General features: G+C 64.3%; 18 protein-coding genes. 10 read left to right on the top strand and 8 right to left on the bottom strand.

Going from position 1 to position 14,987, the window contains the following annotated elements:
• Positions 1 to 285 (bottom strand): transposase (locus L0B83_RS14905; protein WP_234759242.1); only part of this gene is annotated, 285 nt, incomplete at its 3' end.
• A gap of 1,506 nt (positions 286 to 1,791) precedes the next feature.
• Between L0B83_RS14905 and L0B83_RS14900 the strand changes: the two genes are divergently transcribed.
• Positions 1,792 to 2,442, top strand: coding sequence for a TVP38/TMEM64 family protein (locus L0B83_RS14900; protein ID WP_234759241.1), 651 nt, complete (start codon positions 1,792 to 1,794; stop codon positions 2,440 to 2,442).
• The gene (locus tag L0B83_RS14895; RefSeq protein WP_234759240.1) at positions 2,435 to 3,061 is read left to right on the top strand and encodes a CDP-alcohol phosphatidyltransferase family protein; all 627 of its coding nucleotides are present in this window, start codon (positions 2,435 to 2,437) and stop codon (positions 3,059 to 3,061) included. Before L0B83_RS14900 ends, L0B83_RS14895 begins: the two co-directional genes overlap by 8 nt.
• Here the strand turns inward: L0B83_RS14895 and L0B83_RS14890 are convergent.
• Complete coding sequence (locus L0B83_RS14890; protein ID WP_234759239.1) at positions 3,015 to 4,466, bottom strand: dihydrolipoyl dehydrogenase family protein; 1,452 nt, start codon at positions 4,464 to 4,466, stop codon at positions 3,015 to 3,017. The two genes, L0B83_RS14895 and L0B83_RS14890, sit on opposite strands and share 47 nt — an antisense overlap.
• 81 nt (positions 4,467 to 4,547) lie before the next feature.
• Between L0B83_RS14890 and L0B83_RS14885 the strand changes: the two genes are divergently transcribed.
• Both L0B83_RS14885 and L0B83_RS14880 read left to right on the top strand, forming a co-directional pair.
• Positions 4,548 to 5,237 carry a class I SAM-dependent methyltransferase gene (locus tag L0B83_RS14885; protein ID WP_268820949.1) on the top strand — a complete coding sequence of 230 codons (690 nt, stop codon included), beginning with the start codon at positions 4,548 to 4,550 and terminating at the stop codon, positions 5,235 to 5,237.
• A 346-nt stretch (positions 5,238 to 5,583) separates the two neighbouring features.
• Positions 5,584 to 5,745, top strand: coding sequence for a hypothetical protein (locus L0B83_RS14880; RefSeq protein WP_234759237.1), 162 nt, complete (start codon positions 5,584 to 5,586; stop codon positions 5,743 to 5,745).
• Positions 5,746 to 6,106: 361 nt separating this feature from the next.
• On the opposite strand, the gene L0B83_RS14875 is transcribed toward L0B83_RS14880, so the two are convergent.
• Positions 6,107 to 6,298, bottom strand: a complete 192-nt coding sequence (locus L0B83_RS14875) for a hypothetical protein (protein ID WP_234759236.1) — start codon at positions 6,296 to 6,298, stop codon at positions 6,107 to 6,109.
• Between the two features lie 89 nt (positions 6,299 to 6,387).
• On the opposite strand from L0B83_RS14875, the gene L0B83_RS14870 reads away from it, so the two are divergent.
• From L0B83_RS14870 to L0B83_RS14850, 5 genes are all read left to right on the top strand, one after another.
• Entirely contained in the window at positions 6,388 to 6,750 is a 363-nt protein-coding gene (locus L0B83_RS14870) for a hypothetical protein (RefSeq protein ID WP_234759235.1), read from the top strand.
• 67 nt (positions 6,751 to 6,817) lie between these two features.
• Positions 6,818 to 6,964, top strand: a complete 147-nt coding sequence (locus tag L0B83_RS14865) for a hypothetical protein (RefSeq protein ID WP_234759234.1) — start codon at positions 6,818 to 6,820, stop codon at positions 6,962 to 6,964.
• Between the two features lie 156 nt (positions 6,965 to 7,120).
• Positions 7,121 to 7,576 carry a hypothetical protein gene (locus tag L0B83_RS14860; RefSeq protein ID WP_234759233.1) on the top strand — a complete coding sequence of 152 codons (456 nt, stop codon included), beginning with the start codon at positions 7,121 to 7,123 and terminating at the stop codon, positions 7,574 to 7,576.
• Positions 7,573 to 8,361, top strand: a complete 789-nt coding sequence (locus L0B83_RS14855) for a Crp/Fnr family transcriptional regulator (RefSeq protein WP_234759232.1) — start codon at positions 7,573 to 7,575, stop codon at positions 8,359 to 8,361. Before L0B83_RS14860 ends, L0B83_RS14855 begins: the two co-directional genes overlap by 4 nt.
• Positions 8,362 to 8,466: 105 nt before the next feature.
• Positions 8,467 to 9,015 carry a carboxymuconolactone decarboxylase family protein gene (locus L0B83_RS14850; RefSeq protein ID WP_234759231.1) on the top strand — a complete coding sequence of 183 codons (549 nt, stop codon included), beginning with the start codon at positions 8,467 to 8,469 and terminating at the stop codon, positions 9,013 to 9,015.
• 480 nt (positions 9,016 to 9,495) lie between these two features.
• Here the strand turns inward: L0B83_RS14850 and L0B83_RS14845 are convergent, their stop codons facing one another.
• The 4 genes from L0B83_RS14845 to merA form a co-directional block, all read right to left on the bottom strand.
• On the bottom strand, positions 9,496 to 10,170 hold the full coding sequence (locus tag L0B83_RS14845; protein WP_234759230.1) for a haloacid dehalogenase type II: 675 nt from the start codon (positions 10,168 to 10,170) through the stop codon (positions 9,496 to 9,498).
• 208 nt (positions 10,171 to 10,378) lie between these two features.
• Positions 10,379 to 10,705 carry a thioredoxin gene (gene trxA, locus L0B83_RS14840; RefSeq protein WP_234759229.1) on the bottom strand — a complete coding sequence of 109 codons (327 nt, stop codon included), beginning with the start codon at positions 10,703 to 10,705 and terminating at the stop codon, positions 10,379 to 10,381.
• Positions 10,702 to 12,066 carry a dihydrolipoyl dehydrogenase family protein gene (locus L0B83_RS14835; protein ID WP_234759228.1) on the bottom strand — a complete coding sequence of 455 codons (1,365 nt, stop codon included), beginning with the start codon at positions 12,064 to 12,066 and terminating at the stop codon, positions 10,702 to 10,704. Before L0B83_RS14835 ends, trxA begins: the two co-directional genes overlap by 4 nt.
• 43 nt (positions 12,067 to 12,109) lie before the next feature.
• The gene (merA, locus tag L0B83_RS14830) at positions 12,110 to 13,555 is read right to left on the bottom strand and encodes a mercury(II) reductase (protein ID WP_234759227.1); all 1,446 of its coding nucleotides are present in this window, start codon (positions 13,553 to 13,555) and stop codon (positions 12,110 to 12,112) included.
• Between the two features lie 237 nt (positions 13,556 to 13,792).
• On the opposite strand from merA, the gene L0B83_RS14825 reads away from it, so the two are divergent.
• Positions 13,793 to 14,182 carry a heavy metal-responsive transcriptional regulator gene (locus L0B83_RS14825; protein WP_234759226.1) on the top strand — a complete coding sequence of 130 codons (390 nt, stop codon included), beginning with the start codon at positions 13,793 to 13,795 and terminating at the stop codon, positions 14,180 to 14,182.
• Between the two features lie 12 nt (positions 14,183 to 14,194).
• On the opposite strand, the gene L0B83_RS14820 is transcribed toward L0B83_RS14825, so the two are convergent.
• Complete coding sequence (locus tag L0B83_RS14820; protein WP_234759225.1) at positions 14,195 to 14,479, bottom strand: DUF427 domain-containing protein; 285 nt, start codon at positions 14,477 to 14,479, stop codon at positions 14,195 to 14,197.
• Positions 14,480 to 14,987 lie beyond the last annotated feature (508 nt).

The raw sequence follows: 14,987 nt of genomic DNA, 5'->3' as shown, positions 1-14,987 counted from the left end.
TCCTTTTGGGTCCGGCCGGTCCTCACCGAGCAGCTTCGCCGCGCGTTTGAGGATCTCCACTTCCGTTTCCAGCTGGCGGATCCGCTTCCTGGCCTTGGCCAGCTCGGTGCTCTCCGGCGTCGTCAGACCTGGGCGTTCGCCACGGTCTATCCGGTCCTGACGGACCCAGTTGTGAAGGCCGCCCTGGCTGATGCCCAGTTCGGCGGCCACACGGCTTATGGGTTTGCCGGCCCGGACCAGGGCGACTGCCCGTGCGCGGAACTCCGGTGGATAGGGTCTTGGCATGTCTGAAAGCCTCTCAGCGAAAGCCCAAAACTCAAACCATTCCGGGTAACCAATCCGTGGGGCAGGTCACTCCCTCTTCACCGTGGTGCCCGAGATGGGCCCTGACCGCCTCGCCCGAGCGGCGTGCATCGACTAACTTGCCCGGATCCGGGACCATGTACTAACCCTGACCGAAGAATCCGGCCTGAGCCATACGTAAGCATCCGCGCCGCAGCCCGCGTCCCGGGAATCGGCCGCCGGGCTCATCGAACCCTGCCTGCACTGAACATCACCTTTTGTCGACTTCCTGCCTGCCAACACGACCCCCGGCGCCGGCACGATCACCGCCGATATCAGACACCCCAGGATCACTCGACGGCCCCGCCGGCGACGCTCTTCCTGAGCCGTGACAAACCACCTAAGACGAGGAACTATGTGGCGGACGACGTTTCGTGGCATTGATCAGGCGATGCCATTTCCACCACACAGCTCTGACACAGTGCCGACCGTGTCCCCGGATACCGCGCCGACGGGACATCTCTTCCCGAAAAGCCCACCAAGCGGGAGCAACCGCCCCGCCTTCCCCAAGGATTTAACTGGACATCCGAGCCGCCCATTCCCTGATTTGTTCGGGCGTGAAACGCACCGCGGGCATAACGATCCGTAGCCTGTCCCTTAGCCTAGCTTCGACCGCGAAAAGCGGAAGTCCCGCGCAGACCCCCTCAGCGTCACGCAGCGCAGCTTCGAGACTTTCCAACAATCCGGACAGTGCCGCGTTTGCCTCGTCATCCCCGAAACCGGGTCTTCCATGAGGAAGCATGCATTCCATCTCCTTGGCGCCGCCGGGCGCAATAGTCTCACCGGTTCCGATCGGCAACGCCAGGCAGCGTCTCCGGGATCTTCACCCTCGCGGCCCTGAGAAGCACCCGTCAAGACGTACCATGACTGTCGACAGCTTACTCTCCGGGACTGCTGCGCCTACCCCGAGGCGCCGGTTTCACTATGGAATCGGAGCCCCCCGTCAACGGGGACGACAACATCGCCCTCCTAACGCCAGTGTTTCGCACCATGGCCCTCCGGAGAATCTGGTGGGACTTCCGATAAACGGCGTGCGGGCTCTGGCGGGACTGGAAGTGTTGACCACCCACGACAGAAGCCACCCGCGGTCCTATCGTGGGGCACGGTAGGTTCCAGATCGATCTGCGTCTGAGCTTCATAACAATATGACAGAATGTACCCCCAACCCAGACGAACGACGGCATGTAGGACCGGGTCCGCTGCTCCCTTTATCTACCCTTCAACTCCGTTGCTGCAGGTCACAGCGGCGATGACGGGTTAGTTACGTTTGGCAGGTACAGGGTGGAAAGGTGCTGCCTCGTGGACATCATTCGGGGCGAGAAGTCCAGCGATTCTGTGCGGTAGATTACAGACCAGCACGTCAGCGGGCGTTAGCTTGGTCCGATAGGCGTTGCCTGAAGCATCCCACCCCAGGAGGAGCGACAATGCGGGAACACGAATAGTGGGCGCATGACGGGTTACCGCCGTGCCTGGGCACGTCTTATGGTGTTGGTTTTCTTTGTTGCAGCCGCTGCTATCGCCGCACTGCTGTTCCCGGTCCGGACCGTGGAGGAGGTGCAGCGGTACTTCACGGGCACCCCTTGGGGTCCGGCGGTTTTCATCCTTGGTTACGCCGCGCTGACTCTGTCACCGGTCCCCAAGACCGTCCTGTCCATCGGCGCCGGCGTGGTATTCGGTTTTGCAGGGGGAGTGGGCGTGGTGGTGGCGGCGGCGCTGCTGGGCGCGATGGCAGCTTTCTGGTTAGGCCGATGTCTGGGCCGTGAGGCTGTGGAGATTTATACCGGTGCCAGGGTGGGGAAACTGGATGAAGTGTTGCGGCGGCGCGGATTTGTTGCAATTGTCGCTGTGCGGCTTGTACCGGTCCTGCCGTTCACTGCGATCAATTACCTGGCAGGGCTCACCTCTGTTGCCTGGTGGCCCTATCTGCTGGGGACGGCGTTGGGCATCCTGCCCGGCACGGTCAGTTATGTGACGCTGGGAGCTTTCGGGCTGCAGTTCGGCTGGCAGGTCCAGGCCGCCTTGGCTGTGCTTGGTCTGTTGACCCTTGCGGGGCTGGTCGTGGCTGTGCGGAAGCGCCGCAAAGGGGCGGGCAGTGTTTGACGCTGTACTGAGGACACGGACAGGACCCGTGCTGGACCGGATGGCCGGAGCCCTGGACCGGCGCTGGATTTCACCGGACCGGCTGACCGGGCTGAACTTGTTGTTGGGCGTGTCCAGTGCCGCGCTTGCCGCGGCCCAATGGTGGATTCCCGGGTTGGCTGCGTGGCTGCTGTGCCGGACCGCTGACGGCCTGGACGGACCCCTTGCCCGCCTCCGGCGGCGCAGGTCAGGTGAGGAGGATCCTGGCCGGGGCGGCTTTTGGGACATCAGCGCGGACTTCGTTGTGTATGGCGCCACGGTGGTCGGAGTCGGGATGGGCGCCACGGCCGCTTTCGGCGGCCCGTGGCTGCCCTTCCTGCTGGTCCTTTTCGCCTATTACATCAATGGTGCCGTGTTTCTTGCTTTCTCCTCCATTGCCGAAAAAACCGGCCGTCGCATCGATGACGGACGGTCCCTGTCATTTCTTGGTGGACTGGCAGAAGGCGCGGAGACAGTGGTGGTACACAGTCTGTGGCTGGTCTTCCCCGACCTTGCCTGGGTGATCGCCGCGGTTTGGGCCTTGGTGGTGGGAGTTAGTGCTGGACACCGGATTGTGGCCGGCTACCGGGCTTTGAGTTGATCCGGCGGACGTCAAGGGCCACGCGCCGGAGCGTGGCCAGCCCTTTGATGGCGGTGCGGCTCAACGGGGACCGGAGACGTTCGCGGACATCGAGGACCGCGGCGTTCCAGACCCCGTCGGAGTACGTCGGGTAGGCGTGGGTGGCGCCGGCTATATCGGACGTGGTGAGTTTCCTGTGCACGGCCAGGGACAGTTCCGCCAGGGATTCCCCCGCCCGGGGGCCCACGATGGTGCCGCCCAGGACGCGGCCGCCGCGCCCCACGAGAAGCTCGGTGAAGCCCGCGGTCCGGTCCTCGGCGACGGCCCGGTCAAGGTGGGAATGCCACACTATCCGGGAGGTTGCTGATTGTCCGCACTCGCTGCTTGTCACGGCGGCGATCTCCGGTGAGGTGTAGGTGACCCGTGGGATGGCGGAGCTGACCCGGCGTCGGAGCCCGAGGACGGCGTTGGATGCTGCCACGCTGGCGTGGACGCCGGCAAGGTGGCTGAACTGTGGGTGGGTGGTGACATCTCCGGCCGCCCAGATCAGCGGGTTGGTGGTCTGCATGTGGTCATTGGTGAGCACTCTCCTCCGGTCGTCGAGGCGGACGCCCACGTGTTCAAGGCCAATGCCGGTGGTGCGGGGGGTGCGCCCGACTGCCAGGAGCACGGTGTCAGCGTCAACCCCGTTCCTGTCTTCCAGATGCAGTCTGTGCCCCTTAGCGGTACTGGTGGCGTGGCTAATGCTGGCATCTTCCAGGATTGTCACGCCGTCTGCCTTCAGGCTGGCGCGGATGATGTCCACCGCTTCCGGCGTCTCCTTGGGCAGGATACGGGAGCGGACAACCATGGTGACGTCGGCGCCGAGCCGGGCGAAGGCCTGGCCCAGTTCGCAGGCGATCGGGCCGCCGCCCAGGATGGCAAGCCTGGGTGGCAGGCTGTCAAGGTCCCAGACCGTTTCGGACGTGACGGTCCGTGCCGGGTCCAGTCCGGTAATCACGGGGTTGGCCGGTTCGCCGCCGGTGGCGATCAGGGCTTGGCGGAACCGGAGGACTTGCCCGTCCCGGACGGCCGTTCCCGGGCCGGTGAAGGACACGTGTCCGGAAAGGACTTCAACGCCGGCGTTTTCGAGGGCTTCCGGGGTGTCCGCAGGCTCAATGGTGCGGATAGCGGTGGCGATGCGGTCCCGGACGACAGAAAAGTCGGGTTTCCCACCGGCGCCCGGCCGTAGGCTGTTCACCTGCGCGGCCGCGGAGAGGAGCGTCTTGGACGGGACGCAGCCGGTCCAGAGGCAGTCCCCGCCGGTTCGCCCCTGTTCCACCAGAACAGTGCGGGCGCCGAAACCTGCTGCGGTTTTGGCGCCGACGATGCCCGCCGTCCCTCCGCCAAGGACGAGGAGATCAATGATTCCGCGGGTGTATGTCATGATGAAGATCCTTACGCTTGATACCGGCTGCTGCCACGCAGTATTCCGGCAGTCCGGCCTTTTTGATGGTCCAAGTTTTGCTTGTCCGAGGCGGGACCTGTTCCAAAGGAGAGAGTTATTCCTGACAAGTACACAGCATTCGCGCCGTTTTACGACGCGTTCTCGGGTGAATACCCGGTCTATTGGGCCGGACGGGCCCGGGGCATTGAAGCGCTGGTGCTGAGTCAGGGGGAGCAGGTCCTGGACCTGGGCTGCGGAACCGGTCTCAACTTTCCCCTGCTCCAGGAGCGGATAGGTCCTGCAGGCACGATTGTCGGCATCGACCGCAGCGCCCGGATGCTTGACCAGGCCCGTCGGCGCACCGCCAGAGCAGGCTGGAAGAACGTCATCCTTATCCAGACCGACGCTGTACTCATGGACCCGGCAGCGATCCGGACCGCCATTGAGGAACAGGGCGGATCCCCGGAATGCGATGCGGCGTTGGCCACCTATTCGCTCTCGCTGATGCCCGAGTGGCGGCGGGCCTGGGCCAACCTCAAGGCACTGCTTCATGCTGAGGCGCGGATCGGGGTGGTCGACATGAAGGATCCGGAGGGGTGGGCCCGGCTGCTCACTCCCTTGGCGCGGGCGGCATGCGCCCTGGGCGGGGCAGACATAACTGCACACCCCTGGTCGGCCGTAGAAGAGGACTGCACCAACGTCCTCAGCTCTTCCGCCCGGGCAGGACATTTGCAGATCCGCGCAGGAACTCTCCACAAAGACCCATCCTGACCGCTTCCAGCGCCCGGCTCTGTGCGCCAGATTACCCTTGCGACAGATTACTTAACCGGGCGCTGGCTCACCGTAGGGTTGCCGGTATGCGCCCAATCGCGGCATTTTACGCCAATTTGAACCTGGTGACCAGGCCGGTTCATCCCGCAAAGCCGCACGGCGCTGGACCGGCGGTGGGCCGAACTGCCAGGGCACGTCAACCCCCGCTCAGCTTCTGGGCAGGACCGCGGTGGGCTGCGAAGGAACCCACGGCGTCTTTCCCAAATGCAACCTGACCTGCACACCCTGCTACCACTCAGCAGACGCGAACAAAGTAAGAATCGACGGCGACCACACCGTCAATGCGGTGACGGAACAGATGACGCTCCTCCGCCACATCCGCGGGCCCCGCGCGCAAGCCCAGCTGATCGGCGGGGAAGTAAGTCTGCTCCCGGCCGAAGACCACGCAGCGGCCCTGACAGTGATGCCGCGGGGCGGGCCGCGAACCGATGTCCATGACGCACGGTGACTTCGACTACCAGTACCTCCTCGACGTCGCCCTGGACCGCACCGGACGGGCGCGGTTCCGGAAAGTATCGTTCGCCGCCCATTTTGACTCCCTCACGCGGGGACGCAGGGGAGCGCCGCGGCCCGGAGCGAGGCGGAGCTGGATCCGTACCGTGAACGGTTCGCCGCCATATTCACGGCACTCCGGAAGGACCACGGCATCGGCTCTTACATCGCCCACAGCATGACCGTAACCCCAAGGAACATCGACCAGGTTCCCGGCGTCACCGGCTCCGTTCTGGCTATGCCGTTCGACATGCTCTCCTTCCAGCCCGCCGCCTACATGGGCGATGACAGCCGATGGGGCAAGGACTTCACCGACATCACCGTTCGATGCAGTCTGGGACCGGATCGAGCAAGGCGCCGGGCAGCGGATTCCCCGGCAGGGCACCCAGTTCGGGGACACACGCTGCAACCGGAGCGCACTGGTCCTCCGGGCCGGCGGCACGCTCGCGTCCCTGATTGATCCGGACGACCTCAACCATGTTGATGCCCGGGACCGGCTGCTGGCCCATTTCGGTGGCATGTACTCGGCGGAACCCCCCGCTGGATCGTCGCAGCCAAAATCATCAGGGCCCTGCTCACCCACCCGGCTGACCTCCCGGTGATTCTGCGCTTCGGGCTGCGCCTGGCTCAACGCGCCGGCGGCCTGCGCCGCGTCTTTGCTTCCGCACGCACCGGCGAACTGTCCTTCCGGACCTTCGTGGTGCACAACTTCATGGACGCGGCGGAGGTCGCCCCGGCCTGGGAGCTGCTGGAGAAGGGTGTGGATAGTGAGAACCCGGAAACCCGGGAGGTCCAGGAACGGCTGCGCGCCTGCATGTACACCATTGGCCACCCCGACACCGGCCAACTGGTCCCCGCGTGCGTCCAGCATTCCGTCATGGACCCTGCCGAAAACGCCGGCCTGCGCAAACTCCTTCCACTCACCCCCCGCGGACGCGGAGCGTCGCGCACGCGCCCTTGACTTCCCCTGACGGGAAGGTTTTAGCGTGAATTTACCGGCAATCAATAACGGATGAAAGGAGCTGGTCATGGCATTGCAGGAAGGTGAGATCTACCGCTGCCCTGATGGTGACTGTGGTTGCGAAATTATGGTCACCAAGGGCGCGGCCCCGGGAGACGGCGGAGATCGCAATCCGACGTGCTGCTGCGGGCACGTCATGGAAAAGACGGGCTGACGCCTGATAGCGGGCCTTCCCACCAAGGCCGGGCCGCCCCCGCAAATCCGTCTCACTCCGCAATCCGTTATGTGTCCCCGTTTACAGAGGAGCCCGTTGCTCCAGGCCTATCTTTCGAAGGTAAGCAGTTCCGCTTCAACGAAAGGCAGCACGACGATGTCCGCTTCATCTCCAGTGGTACACCAGCCCCACACTGTTACGCATCACCTTGCCCGGCGCATCACCGCCGGCGTCATCGGCGGTATCGCCGGTGGTCTCGTCTTCGGCGTGCTGATGGCCATGATGGGCATGCTTCCGATGATCGCCTCCCTGGTCGGTTCGGACTCCGCCTGGGTGGGCTTCGGCATTCACATGTTGATCTCGATCCTGATCGGTCTGGGGTTGACCGTGCCGTTCGCCGGGTTCCTGACCTCCTACGGCCGGGGCGCGCTGACCGGCATGGCCTACGGGGCGCTCTGGTGGGTTCTTGGCCCTCTGCTGATCATGCCCATGATGCTCCGTATGCCGCTCTTCACGGTGAACGCGACGGCCGGGTGGTCTCTCATGGGCCACCTGATCTACGGCATCATGCTTGCTGTGGTCGCTGTCAAGGTCCTGAAGCGTGCCCGATGAGCGATAAGTGGCAAGAGGGGCTGGAGGCCGCCGTCGGTGGCCCCCGTCCCTGGTCTCCGGGCCAACGGGAACCATACCCCCTCACCTCCGGCCCCGATGATCCGTTCAACTGCCTCAACGAGGTGGATCTCTTCGCGGACCTGAGCGCTGAGGAGATGCGTGCGATGGACATGATGGCCCCCGCGCGGATGTTCCGGCGCGGGGAACTTGTTTTCAGCCAGTCCCAGCCCGTCACCGCCCTGTTTATCCTTAAATCGGGACGGGTCCGGATTTTCCGTGTGACCGAGGACGGCAAGGCCCTCACCATGGCCATCCTGGAACCGGGGGCCGTTTTCGGGGAAATGCTGCTGGTGGGCCAGCGCATGTATGACAACTATGCCGAGGCCATAGAGGACGCCGCCATTTGCCAGCTCAGCGTCGAGGATGTGGAGCGGTACCTGATCTCGGACCCCCGCATCGCGATCCGCATTTCCCGGCTGCTCGGGGAACAGGTGGCCCGGCTGGAGGAACGCCTCACCGACCTCGCCTTGCGGCCACTGCTGGCGCGCACCGCCTCGCTGCTGATCAGCCTCGATGCCGCGGCGCCCGCCGGCCGTTTCGGCCAAGGTAAAGCCATCCGCCTCACGCACGAACAAATCGCCGGTCTTCTCGGGGCAACCCGGGAGGCCACCAGCAAGGCATTGGCGGACTTCGCAGGCAAAGGAATTATCCGTCAAGGCCGCGGCCGCATCACGATACAGAACGCGGCAGCCCTGCGGACGGCGGCAGTGAGCAGCGGCCCGTGACCGGCAGCGACTGCACCGGTCGGGCACGTTCGGGTATCCGGGGACCCCCAACCCGGGGCAAAGCCCCATTGACCCGGCCAGATCTGACAACATAAGGAGTTACACATGCCCCGCATTCCCGCACATTCTCTCGAGACGGCGCCCGATGAATCCAAGGATCTGGCCGCCACTATGCAACGGCGGATGGGAAAGCTGCTGAACATCCATGCCGGAATGGCCCATTCACCGGTAGTGATCGCAGCATATGACGGCATCTCGAAGGCCATTGCCGCCCACGGATCCTTCGATGCACGGACCAAGGAAGCGATCGCCCTGGCCGTTGGCAACCAGAACGATTGCGACTACTGCCAGGGCGCGCACACGGTGTCGGCCCGCAAAGCCGGACTCACTGAAGAACAGATCATCGCGATCCGTGCCGGTGAAGTGGACTTCGACCCAAAACTCGCCGCCATCACCGAGGTGGCGCGGGAAGCCGCGGCCCGGACCGGGAATGTATCCGAGCCCGTGTGGCAGGCGGCCTTGGACGCCGGATGGACCGATGAAGAGCTCGCCGAAGCATTCGCACATATCGCCGCAAACCTCTTCACGAACTACTTCAACCACTACGCAGGAACAGAACTGGACGTTCCCGCTGCACCACCCCTGAACGCCTAGGAACCCGCCGTTCCACCCGGGTGTCCCGCTACTGCCGGGCCTCGGGGGAACCGCGGCGGCCGCTGCGTTCCGACCCCTTTGCCGGCACCCTCCGCAGCAACATTCCTTGGTCAACCGCGCCAAAATCCAGCAGGACATGGCCGGCCAGATCTGCATCACGAGCCTGGATCCGGCCTTGTGCAGTTCCAGGTCCCCTTTTCTCAGGGTCAGCGACTGGCCCTCGGCAGTGTGGGCAGCGAAGTGCGAACTCGCGTCTCCACTGGCCCGGTCACTGGCGGCGGGCAGCAGTTCTGCGGCGATGTCTGCATCCGGGACCGCCAAGACAGGTGTCAGTTTTCGCGGGTCGAATACGAGAAAGGCGTGCTGGGAATTCACAAGGGTTATTCCTCCGGCTTCCGCCCTGATCTTGTGCGGTGTCGGCTGTAGCGCATCCGGCGGGCCAGCGCCCGCAGTTCCGCACACGAAGAGCGATGTCCGGCCTCAGCTTCCTCCGGACAGGGCCGGGACCAGATCAGTAAGGGTGGGAACGGTGTAGTCAGGGGCCTGGAAATAGTTCGGGTACGGGCCGCCTGTCCGGTTGATCCAGGCGGTGGCCAGACCAGCGCGGGACGCGCCGTGAATGTCCCAGGGGTGAACGGCGACCAGGAGCATTTCCTCCGGGCCGGCGCCGCAGGCGGATGCGGCGTACTCGTAGGACTGCCTGCCGGGCTTCCAGGCCGGGGCGTCTTCCACTGACAGCAGCAACTCAAATTTGTCCCGGATGCCGGCGTCGGTAAAGAGTTTCTCGGCGACTTGGGTAGAGCCGTTGGTCAAGGTGGCCAGGCGGTGTCCGGCTGCGTGGAGGGCCTGGACGCCGGCGACGACATCCGGGTGCAGTCCGAGACCGGAGAACCCGGCCATGACGTGCTCCACGGCAGCCTCGGCGTCGCGGTTCAGGTCCATGCCGGCAAACAGCCCGCGCAGGGCTTCGGAGCCGATTCCGGCGAAACTGCCGTTCTCGCCGGCTGCGGTGAGGGCAAAGCCGTCGCGCAACAGGGTAGCGAACCATAGTTTCGCCGCGGGTGCCGGGGCGCCTACGTCGACGAACCGCTGACCCATGGGGGACATATCCGAAAGGGTCTCGTTGACATCGAAAACAATGAGCGAGGGCTTCATGCAGGTTCTCCTTCAGTAGCACTTACTTGCCGGTGGACCCAAAGCCGGCGTGAGGTTCCGGCCGCCTCTGCGCGGTATCGCGTCGGCGTGTCTGATCTCCCCCCAAAGGCATCTTTGACACTTTTCAATCATCTGTTAAACCATGCTTGGGATTGTGGCACGGTGATAGCGGCCCTTGGGTCGGTTCTCCGTGGGTTTCCGCAGACGGTCATTGCAGGTACTGCGCGAATTCCTTCTCAAGGTATTGCTTGGCCCGGGCGCCGACCACCGAGGATTTCAGGACGCCGTCTTTGAACAGGTAGATCGCCGGGATGGACGTGATGCCGTATTCCGCGGCCACCTGTGGGTTTTCGTCGATGTTGACATTCGCGACGTCGACTGTGTCGGCGTGATCGGCGGCGATTTGGTCCAAGACGGGGGAGATCATCCTGCAGGGCCCGCACCAGTCCGCCCAAAAATCCACGATGACCGGCTTGTCTGATCGCAGGACCTCGTTCTCAAACGTGGTATCCGTGACATCTTTTGCGGCGCTCATGGTGTTTCCTTTCTGTATTTGAGATTCTCGAGGGCCATTTGGAAGGCCTCGCTGTAGCTGGGGAACTGCGCAACCTGGTCGTGCAGGGCTGCGATCGGGATCCGCGTCCGGATGGCGAGGGAAGCCTGGTGGATCCATTCCCCGGCCAGGGGTGAGACAGCCCAGGCCCCGATGAGGATCCCTTCGTCGGTGTCGGTGATGAGTCCGAGATGTCCGCGGGGTTCCTGCTCATAGGTCCAAGGGCGCGCGAGTGATTCGGCCAAATCCAGTTCGGCGAACGCGGTGGATCGTCCCTGTTCGTCGGCCTGGGCCTGGGTCAGGCCTGCGGCCGCGATCTCCGGATCCCCGAAGACCACCCGCGGGATGCCCTCGTAGGTGGCTGGCCGAGGACGGCCGAGGATGGCGTCTGCCACGATCCGGCCCTGGTACTTCGCCACATGGGTGAAAGGCATGACCCCGGTAACATCACCGATCGCCCACACGTTGCCCCGGGCCCGGCAAAATTCATCGACCTGCACCGCACCCCGGTCATCGAGGGTGACCCCGGCCGTTTCGAAGCCCAGATCCTTGCTCCGGGGCCGGCGCCCCGTCGCGAAAATGATGACGTCAGCACCCACCGATGTGCCGTCGTCGAACTCCAGAACGCTGCCGTTTCCTTCCCGCCGGGCCCGGGCCGCACGGACTCCTAGCCGCACCTTCACACCGGCCTCCTCGAGATAGATCCGGGCCAGTTCCCCAACCCGGGGCTCTTCACGTTCCAGCAGGCCGTGACCGCGGTGAACAAGGGTCACATCAACGCCGAAACGGGCAAGAAAGGTTGCGGTTTCCGTGCCCACTGCGCTGCCGCCGATCAGCACTGCGCGCTTGGGCAGCTCGGTGGCGGTGAAGGTTTCCCGGTTGGTCCAGGTGGTGACGTGCTCTGCCCCTTCCAGGTCGGGGACGACTGCCTCAGATCCGGTGGCGATGATGATGTGGTCGGCGGCGAGGTTCCTGTCGCCGGCCTGCAGGGTGCCGGGCCCGGTGATCCTGGCTTCGGCTTTGATGACCGTCGCACCCTGCCCCGTGTAGCCGTCGACTTGGGCTTTGTCGTTGAGGTGCCGGATCATGTAGTCCCGGTAGTCGCTGGCAGCAACCCAGTCCAGTTCGGCCCCGCTGGCGCCGGCGGCGCGGTTTGCCGCGGTTTTGGCTTCAGGCGGCCGGAGGAGAGTCTTGGAGGGAACGCAGGCCCAGTAGGCGCATTCACCGCCGATCAGTTCGCGTTCGATAACGGCAACCTTCCTGCCCGCCTTCAAAAGCCGGCTGGCCGCCACCTCGCCCCCGGGGCCCATGCCCAGGATGGCCACGTCAAAGTGCTCCTCCATCAGTTCCTGCCTTTCGCGTTATCTTGGCGTACATGGGGCGTGGTTATGTGGCGCAGCAGGAGAGCCGGGAGATGTCGGTGGTGTAGGACTGGGCCGCGATTTTGATGCCTTCGGCCATGGTCAGGTAGGGGCTCCACAGGTTGGCGACCTGTTCAACCGTCATGCCTGCTTCCAGGATGTACACCCCCGCGGCGGCCAGGTCGCCGGCTTCCTTGCCGACAGCGGTCAGCCCCAGGATCCTGCCGGTGCCGTTCTCGGCCACAAGTTTGATGAAGCCCCGGGTGTCCCGGTTCACCAGAGCGCGCGGAACGTACTCCAACGGCAGGACACGGCATTCACAGCTGACGCCGGCGCCGTTTGCCTGCTCGTCGGTCAGGCCGACGGCGGCCATCGCCGGACTGGTGAAGGCCACCCGGGGCAGGTGGCGGTAATCAACCTCCCGGCCGGCGTCGCTGAACGCGTTGTCGACGGCCAGGGCGCCGTGGGCGGACGCTACGTACACGAACTCCCGGTGCCCGGTCACATCGCCGGCAGCCCAGATCCGCGGGTTGGTGCTGGCCAAGGACCCTTGCACAAGGACTTCGCCCCGGTCCCCGGTCTTCACCCCGACCGCCTCCAGGTTCAGCCCCTCGGTGACGGGCCGCCGTCCGGTGGCCATCAGCAGCCGGGCGGCCCGGAACTCCTGGCGGCCGCCGGCGACATCTGCCACTGCCTTCACCCCGCCCGAACTTTCATCACGGGCCACCGACACCAGTGTGGCGCGGCGGAGGACCCGGATGCCCTCATCGGTGAAGACGCTCATCAGGGCCAGCGAGACTTCAGGTTCCTCTGCCGACGCGAGCCGGGAACGGGCCAGCATGGTCACCTTGGACCCCAGCCGGGCGAACAGCTGGGCCTGCTCCAGAGCCACATAGCCCCCGCCGACCACCAGCAGGGACTCCGGGACCTCTTCCAACATCATTGCCGTCGTGGACGTCAGGTAGCCGGTGTCCTGAAGCCCCGGCACCGGGGGAGCCCAGGGCTCAGAACCCGTGGCCACCAGGTAGTGGGCCGCTGACACCGACTCCCCGGCACCGTCGGGGGAAGTGATGTCCAGCACCGGTTCCTCCGGTGTGCCCGAGAAAGTGGCGGTGCCCTGGCGGAGCTCCCAGCCATAGTTATCAATCAGGTCGGCATACTTCTCCGAACGCATCCCCTCCACCATGTCACGCTTACCGCTAATCAGTCCCGGCATGTCCACCGGGCCAGCGTCTGCAGTGATCCCTGGGAATCTTCCCCCTGCCTCCAGAGCCACGTGCCGGGCCTCGGCGGCGGCGAGCAGCGCCTTGGAGGGAACGCACCCGGTGTTCACGCAGGTCCCGCCAATTGTTGACCGCTCCACCATCAAGACGCTCTTGCCCAGGTTGCTGGCACGGATGGCCGCAGCGAAGGCGCCCCCGCCTGAACCGACAATTGCCAGATCAAACTCAAAACGTTGCGTAGCAGACATGAAACCTCCGGATGCGGCATTGACGACGAGTCCGCGACCGGCCGTGAAACCTTTCCGGGCACTGCTCGTCCTTCCTGGTCCCACCCTGCACTTTCCCTCTAGGGGAAGGTCAAGAAAACCGGGATCCCTGGCGCAGAAGGTCCGGCTGGCCAAGAAAACCTTCACCTAAACTGGAATGAAGGAATCTGCAGGAGCCCCAAAAGGACCTGCCCCGGATTGTGGAAACGAGGACCATAAATGCGGATCGGTGAAGTTGCCGAAATTGTGGGGATGACGCCCAAGACCCTTCGCTTCTACGAGGAACAGGGTCTTCTCCCGCCAGCCCGACGCGGCACCAACGGCTACAGGCAGTACGACCAAGACAGCGTGGACCGCCTTGATTTCATTGCGCGGGGCAGGGCTGCCGGGCTGTCCGTAAACCAGATCCGCGGCATCCTCGCCGTCCAGGAGCCCGGCGGCGGCCCCTGCGCCCACGTCCGGGACATTCTGGCCGGCCAACTGGCTGAACTGGATTCGAAAATTGCTGAACTGACAGCACTCCGGGCAGGGGTGGCCGCCTCCTACCAGTCGGTCGCGGCAGGAGACCCGGCTGACTGCGACCAGTCCAGGATCTGCAGCTACCTCTGACCGCCCGGCACGTCAGTTCTCGATCCGCACGCCCCGCCAGAAAGCAATACGATCCTTGATCGGCGCAGCCCGCTTCTTGGGGTCGCTGTAGTACCAGGCCGCATCGACGTTGACCTGGCCATCAACCTCAAGCGTGTGATAGCTGGCCTGCCCCTTCCACGGGCAGGCGGAATACATGTCACTGTCCTTCAGATACAGCGGATTTACCGCCTCACGCGGAAAATAGTGATTGCCCTCAACCACTACCGTGTCCTCCGACTCGGCAATGACTTTCCCGTTCCAGATGGCCCTGACCATATTCTTACCTTTCACCCTTTCCTGCGTATTCGGACGCGTGGAGACTTCGCGCCCATCGAGACTGCACTCAGACTCTCTTTCCGTAGCCTTAACGATAAAGCGACCCTTGGCCCGGGTTCTGCGATCTGGAACACACACACACCATATTTGGGCCGGTCTCTTGAAGTTGAGTACTACCCAACGGGTCGTTCTCCTGGATGCGGTGGGGCGGGCCAACCTAGTCGCACACGTGATCCGCTTCGCGCGATGTCAATGGCCATTAGTTTCGGCCCACCCGCGGCCAGTTATAGTGCCCGCCGATGGCAAGTAAAACTGCCCGGTGATGGCCAATGGATCTGCCCACTATGGTTCTGCGGGATTGGCCATCGTAGGGTCATCAGTGGCCTTGGCAGGTAATGCATATGCTTACCGCCCGGGAGATCATGGAGCGGATCGGGGGCGCGATCGCGGGATCGCTCGGACTCCGGCAGGACGATCCGGCGGTGCGGTGAGCTCTTCTCGGCAAGCT

It is taken from the genome of Arthrobacter alkaliphilus, from assembly GCF_021483235.1.
GTDB lineage: Bacteria > Actinomycetota > Actinomycetes > Actinomycetales > Micrococcaceae > Arthrobacter > Arthrobacter alkaliphilus.
This window is presented reverse-complemented; position numbering and strand designations above follow the sequence as displayed.